The 6,000-nt window shown below is 63.6% G+C and carries 6 protein-coding genes; 2 read left to right on the top strand and 4 right to left on the bottom strand.

Annotated features, from left to right (window positions below; all coding sequences use genetic code 11):
- Together E3T23_RS01695 and E3T23_RS01690 are read right to left on the bottom strand one after the other, a co-directional pair.
- Nucleotides 1–550, bottom strand: a 550-nt coding sequence (locus E3T23_RS01695; protein ID WP_166806158.1) for a sulfatase-like hydrolase/transferase, incomplete at its 3' end; no start/stop codon positions are given.
- Between the two features lie 259 nt (nt 551–809).
- Nucleotides 810–1,475, bottom strand: coding sequence for a GAP family protein (locus tag E3T23_RS01690; RefSeq protein WP_134368676.1), 666 nt, complete (start codon nt 1,473–1,475; stop codon nt 810–812).
- A gap of 137 nt (nt 1,476–1,612) precedes the next feature.
- Between E3T23_RS01690 and E3T23_RS01685 the strand changes: the two genes are divergently transcribed.
- Nucleotides 1,613–2,155 (top strand): DUF7010 family protein, encoded by a 543-nt coding sequence (locus E3T23_RS01685; RefSeq protein ID WP_134368675.1) that lies wholly within the window; start codon nt 1,613–1,615, stop codon nt 2,153–2,155.
- Here E3T23_RS01685 and E3T23_RS01680 read toward each other — a convergent pair.
- Both E3T23_RS01680 and E3T23_RS01675 read right to left on the bottom strand, forming a co-directional pair.
- Entirely contained in the window at nt 2,132–2,488 is a 357-nt protein-coding gene (locus tag E3T23_RS01680) for a hypothetical protein (protein WP_134368674.1), read from the bottom strand. The genes E3T23_RS01685 and E3T23_RS01680 overlap by 24 nt on opposite strands.
- A 180-nt stretch (nt 2,489–2,668) precedes the next feature.
- Nucleotides 2,669–3,331: a GNAT family N-acetyltransferase gene (locus E3T23_RS01675; RefSeq protein WP_134368673.1), complete on the bottom strand. Its 663-nt coding sequence runs from the start codon at nt 3,329–3,331 to the stop codon at nt 2,669–2,671.
- Between the two features lie 285 nt (nt 3,332–3,616).
- Here E3T23_RS01675 and E3T23_RS01670 point away from each other — a divergent pair, with 285 nt between their 5' ends.
- Nucleotides 3,617–5,659, top strand: coding sequence for a glucose PTS transporter subunit IIA (locus tag E3T23_RS01670; RefSeq protein WP_134368672.1), 2,043 nt, complete (start codon nt 3,617–3,619; stop codon nt 5,657–5,659).
- The last annotated feature ends 341 nt before the right edge of the window (nt 5,660–6,000 follow it).

The following is a 6,000-nucleotide window of genomic DNA, read 5'->3' as shown; positions in this document are numbered from 1 at the left end:
CCCCCCGAGGACCGAATCGCGCGCGGAATGCCGGGTCCGTGGGGTAGCTGTCGCCCTCCGGCTCCTCCTCGGCATTCAGATGGTAGAGGTTGCCGAAGAACTCATCGAATCCGTGCACGGTCGGTACTGACTCGTCTTTGTCACCGAGGTGGTTCTTACCGAACTGCCCCGTGCGATAGCCCAATGGCTTGAGCAAGTCGGCGATGGTGGGATCTTCGGCCCGCAGGACGATATCGGCCCCGGTCATCCCGACCTTGGTCAGGCCCGTGCGGATCGGGTTCTGACCGGTGATGAAGGCGGCTCGGCCCGCTGTACATCTCTGCTGCCCGTAGTAGTCGGTGAAGGCGATGCCCTCGTGGGCAACCCGATCGATGTTCGGGGTGTGGTGACCCATCTGGCCGCGGCTGTTGTAGCTGATTTTCCACCATCCGATGTCGTCGCCCCACAGGATGAGAATGTTCGGCTTAGTGGTGGCAATGCTGGTCTCCTCAGGCTCAAGGAGTGCGCCAAGCGAGCGCAACTGCCGGTCGACATACTGCGAGCCTGCCAAACCCAACACCTGTGAAACCCGGGAATCTGGGCCCCCCGGGCCCGGTGAGGGTCGGTCAGTGTCTGGTCACGGCCTTGGCAGTGAACACGTCGTAATCGGTTTGGTTCAGATCTGCATACGCGGCGGCGAACCGGACGAGGGCTTCAGGGCCCACCTCCCACCGGGAAAGCTAGGGGATAGGCACGCACGGGTCAAGGGTTTGGGTTGCGCGCACCCGGTTCTTGGAACTTCCGACTGACTCGCGAACCCATCGTGTGTTTCACTCGTCGGCCAGTCCCCCTCCGATCAGGGCAGCGCCGATCACCACCAGCAGCACGCTCATGATCGCGGCGTTGTGGCGCACCAGGAGCACCCGAAGTTGATCGAGCGGGTGCCGCACTCGCTCTGGGGCCATGACGAACGCCACGACCGGCACGGCAACACTCGCGCAGGCAATCGCCGTGTATGCAGCCGCCACGGCGAGGGTCGGGCCCACCGGGAGGCCCGCGCTGCCGATCGTGATCCCCGCTCCCACGCCGAGAAGCAGTTCCTTCGGGTTCGCCGCCGACAAGAGAATCGCCACGCGCGCGGCCCGCCAGGGTGAACCGCCTTCGAGCACGCTCATCCATCCGGGAAGTTTCGCTTCCCTCTCTTCTCGCGGCCATTTCGGCCACTTCCACACCGCAAGCACCGAGAGCGCAGCCCCCACGAGAACGCGCGCCACCGCGACCAGCGGAGAAACCTCATCGGATCGCTCGACCAGATCCGAAATCATGGCGAACACCCCGACGATAACGGCCACACCGACGACGCGACCGGCCAGGAATGCCAGACCCTCCGACTTGCCCGTCGGCGACAGCAGCAGGAGAACAACCGCAATGATCGGGAAAGGACTCAATGCGACCGCCACCGCGACCGGGAGCGCGCTACCGAACGCCTCGATCATGGCTACCCGACCATTCCGAGACGGGATCGTCTGCACAGGTGCCGCAGGTGTTCTGGAAAACAAAACTGAACCATCACGTATCTCCCGTTCTGCTAGGCCAATCGTGGCACGTTCCGTCGCCGTGGGACGATGCCGTCATGCGAATTGATGAGGCTCAGGCCGACGTGCGACGTGTCTACCGCGGCGGCTTCGTCGGGCAGTTGGTTTCAGGTACTTTGTGGCTGATCGCAGCAGCCGTGGCGAGTTGGGTGTCGCCGGGTGCGTCGATCACGACCCTGTTCCTGGGTGGGATGCTGATTTTTCCCCTGACGACGCTCGCTCTTCGCGCCGCCGGTGGGCCCGCGGCGTTACCGAAGGGCCACCCGATGGCCGCGCTCGCCACCCAGATTGCATTCACCGTCCCCGCCGGCATGCTCGTGGCCGTGGTCGTGGGACTGACCGAACCGAATCTGTTCTTCCCGGCCAGCATGATCATCGTCGGTGCGCACTATCTGCCGTTCGTCTTCCTCTACGGGATGCGACTCTTCGCCGTGCTCGCCGGACTCCTGATTTTGGTCGGAGTCCTGCTTCTCCTGTGGCTGCCGGTGGGCGCCCCGCTCGGCGGCTGGTTCACGGGAGCACTCCTTGTCCTTTTCGCGTTTCTGCTGCGCGCCTCGTCAGAACGGCGCGGGCACCTCTGACCCGGTTCCCGGGGCGGGCGAGGCGGGCGGCGGTTTGGTCGACGCCGAGCGGATGACCGTGGCCGGCTCGCTCACGAACGTGCGCCCGGTCGGTGACGTCCACTGCAGCAATCCGTCGCCGAGGTGCAACACCCGCCACAGGAATCGTTTCAGCTCTTTCGGCACCGTGTACCGGTCGCGGCCGATCGAGAGCACCGCCCCGATCTCCGGGTGCACCAGGATGCGGGTGAAGCTCGGCGCCCCGGCCGCTTCAACTTCGACGCCGTCACCGTGCCCGCCGACTTCAGCACCGCCGCCTCGAACCCTGGCCTGGCCTCGGCCGGCACCGACCACGCATGGTTGATCACCGCGCTCATGCTGGAAACTGATCTCGCCCGTGGCCAACGCTGCCCGGGGTGGCCGGGAGCTCGTCGGCGAGGGCCCGGCCACCGACATTCAACGCGGCATCCGCTCACCCACAAGCGTCCTGTGAAGAACAAGATCAAACCCGCATTGTCGAGGACAATTCTCTGATCATTGATCGGGTCCGTTCAGGCCGAGGAACGTGCGGAGCTGGAGTGCCCCTTCGACTTCCACGGGGTCGGCGCGCTTCAGGGTGTCGGCAGTCAGAACCAATTTCTGGTTCAAAGCCATCTCGCCGTCGCGCCTTTTGAGCCGGCCGACCCCGTTCTCCCGGTACCCGACTTTTCTCGACACAGCGAGCGAAGCAGCATTGTCAACGAATGCCGCTGAGGTGACCTCGGCCGCGTCCAGGTGATCGAACATGAAGGCGCAGAGCGCCTGACGCATGACCGTGCCGATCCCTCGGCCGTGGTGCTTCATGCCGAGCCACGAGCCCGTCTCCCCTGTTCTCGTGACGAGGTAGTCCCTGGTCGAGATGCTCTGGCAACCGACGATCTCACCCTCGAAACGAACCGTGGTCTCGAGCGTCCAGGATGCCGGTGACATCTCTGCTCGTTGGGCCCAGTGGTACTGCAGGAGCCTCCGGCGAACCTCCCCCGGGGAACCCACGGTCCACGGGAAGAAGAAGGGCATCTCCGTCGGCACGTGGATGCCGGCCCCGACCAACGCATCGAGTTCGGGCAGGTCAGCGTCTCGAACAGGAGACAGAGTCACCGGTCCGCAAGTGATTCGCAGCCCGAAGGGTGGCCACAGCTCTTCAATCGGTTTGGACATGGAACCAACCTATGTGCGCCGTCCGCGATACACCAGAACGGCTCGGGATGACAGACGTGTTCCTCTTTCCCCGACTCGCCCGGTCACCGACACGTCCCAGTCGCGCTGGGGCACAATCCCCTCCGTGGCCCATCGAGGGCGCATGTGCGCTCGATCGGGTGGCCAAAATATCCGTTATCATTGCTAACGATACGTGTAAAAAATACGTTCATCAGCCATCGCGCTGCGCTGCGCTGTAACAAGCGGGAATCATACGTTCCGCATCAACACCAGAAGGAGTCCAAGGTGGCATCGAAACCCGCTGCAGACATAATTACGAGTATTGGAGGGGCCGAAAACGTCGTCGGCCTCACCCACTGTGCCACCCGGCTGCGTTTCACGCTGAAGGATGCATCGGGGATCGACCAAGCGGCCGTCGAGGCGGTTCCTCTCGTACTCGGTGCTGTTCCCCAGACCGGCAATCGCTACCAGGTTGTCATCGGCGGAGCCGTTGAGACCGTATACAACGACATTATGGCGCTACCCGCAATGAAGAAGCACGCCGGTGACCACGGCACGGGTGATACCGCCGCCGATGTGAAGGCTGCTGAACGCGCGAAGGGTCCACGCGGAAAGTTCGCCTGGCTGGACACGTTCTTCGAGATCCTGTCGGACTCCTTCCGCCCGATCCTGGGAGCACTGCTCGGCGCATCCCTGTTCATCACGTTCATGGCACTGATGGCAACCCTCGGAGTCATCCCCTCGTGGAACGCACCAGGCGTCACCCTTGACCCGTCCTGGGCCTTCGTCAACCTGATGTGGCAGGGCGTTTTCGTCTTCCTGCCGCTGATGGTCGCCTACAACGCGTCCAAGCGCCTCGGCGCTGACCCCTGGGTCGGTTTCGGCATCATGGCCGTCGTCATGCTCCCCGGCTTCAACGCGCTGGGACTCACCGACGGTGCCGAGACCGTCTTCGGCGGCAAGGCAGCCGTTGTGCAGATCTTCGGGCTTCCGCTGACCGTCACCGACTACAGCTCGCAGGTGTTCCCGCCGCTGATCATGGCGGTCGTGCTCGGCCTGCTGACCAAGTACCTGAAGAAGATCATTCCGTCCAGCGTTCAGCTGATTTTCGTGCCGTTCCTCAGCATGCTCATCATGATCCCGCTGACCGCCTTCCTGATCGGCCCGATGGGCGTGTACGGAGGTGCTGCTCTCGGTAACTTCCTCAAGTCGATCAACGACTTCTCGCCGTTCATCTTCGCGGTCGTCATCCCGCTGGCCTACCCGTTCATGGTTCCTCTCGGACTGCACTGGCCGCTGAACGCCATCATGCTGCTCAACATCCAGTCCCTCGGCTATGACTTCATCCAGGGCCCCATGGGCGCCTGGAACTTCGCGTGCTTCGGCGCAACCGCCGGCGTGCTGTTCCTGTCCATCCGCGAGAAGGACCGCCAGATGAAGCAGACGGCGACAGGCGCACTGGCGGCCGGTCTCCTGGGTGGCATTTCGGAACCCTCGCTGTACGGCATCCACCTGAGATTCAAGCGCATCTACCCGCGGATGCTCGTGGGCTGCCTCGTCGGTGGCGTCATCCTCGGCCTCGGCGGCGGCGTGAAGACCAGTGCATTCGTCTTCACCTCGCTGTTGACCATCCCCGCGTTCGACAACATCCCGCTCTACGCCGGCGCTGTTGGCGCGTCCTTCATCACCGCGATGGTCCTCGTCATCCTCTCCGGCTACAAGACGCCCGAGCAGAAGGCGGAATTCGCCGCGGCTCAGGCTGCGGGAACCATCGCGAGCGAGGAGACACCTCCTGTCTCTGACATCGCCGCACCGATGGTTGCCGGTGCGTCAAGCACAGGCACGGCCACCGCCACTGCGGTCGCCACCGTTCTCGCGACGGTCGGTTCGCCCATCGCAGGCATCGTCGTACCTCTCGCCGATATCCCGGACCCCGTGTTCAGTAAGGGCATCGTCGGGCTGGGTGTCGGAGTTGATCCGACCGAGGACACCGTGTACGCACCTGCTGCCGGCAAGGTCCTCGTCGCTCAGGCGACAGGCCATGCCTTCGGGCTGCGCCTCGACAGCGGGGTTGAAATGCTCATTCACGTGGGCATCGACACCGTTAACCTGGCCGGCAAGGGGTTCACCGTCAAGGTGGCCGCGGGCGACCGGGTTGAGGCGGGCACTCCGCTGGTGACCTTCGACCGCAAGGTGATCGAGGATGCCGGCTACTCGCTGGTGACCCCGGTGCTTGTGACCAACCCGAAGAAGTTCGGATCGGTCGACCAGGCAGCGTCTGGCCAGGTCGAGGTCGGAAGCCCTCTCATCACGGTGACCGCCAAGTAGGACACCTCAAGTCAGAAGGTGGGCAGAGGATTCTCTGTCCACCTTTTTTCTGGTTGCACCAATACCCCTGGGGGTATGTTAGTCTCATTCCACCGACACAGGAAGAGGAAACCATGTGCTACCAGATCACGTGTTCAAACTGCAAAAAGGCGACCTGGGACGGCTGCGGCCAGCACATCGAGGATGCACTGTACGGAGTGGCGGAGTCCGATCGCTGCACGTGCCGTAATGGCAGCTGACGGGCCCACAGACCTAACCCGGACCGAGATACTGCGCGCCCGAACGCAAGCGGCACACGAATGGTCGAGGTTGCTCGGCGACACGACATCGTGTGCCCTGGC

The organism is Cryobacterium cheniae, assembly GCF_004403395.1.
GTDB lineage: Bacteria > Actinomycetota > Actinomycetes > Actinomycetales > Microbacteriaceae > Cryobacterium > Cryobacterium cheniae.
The sequence above is the reverse complement of the archived record's forward strand: the minus strand, read 5'-3'. Positions and strand labels throughout refer to the sequence as shown.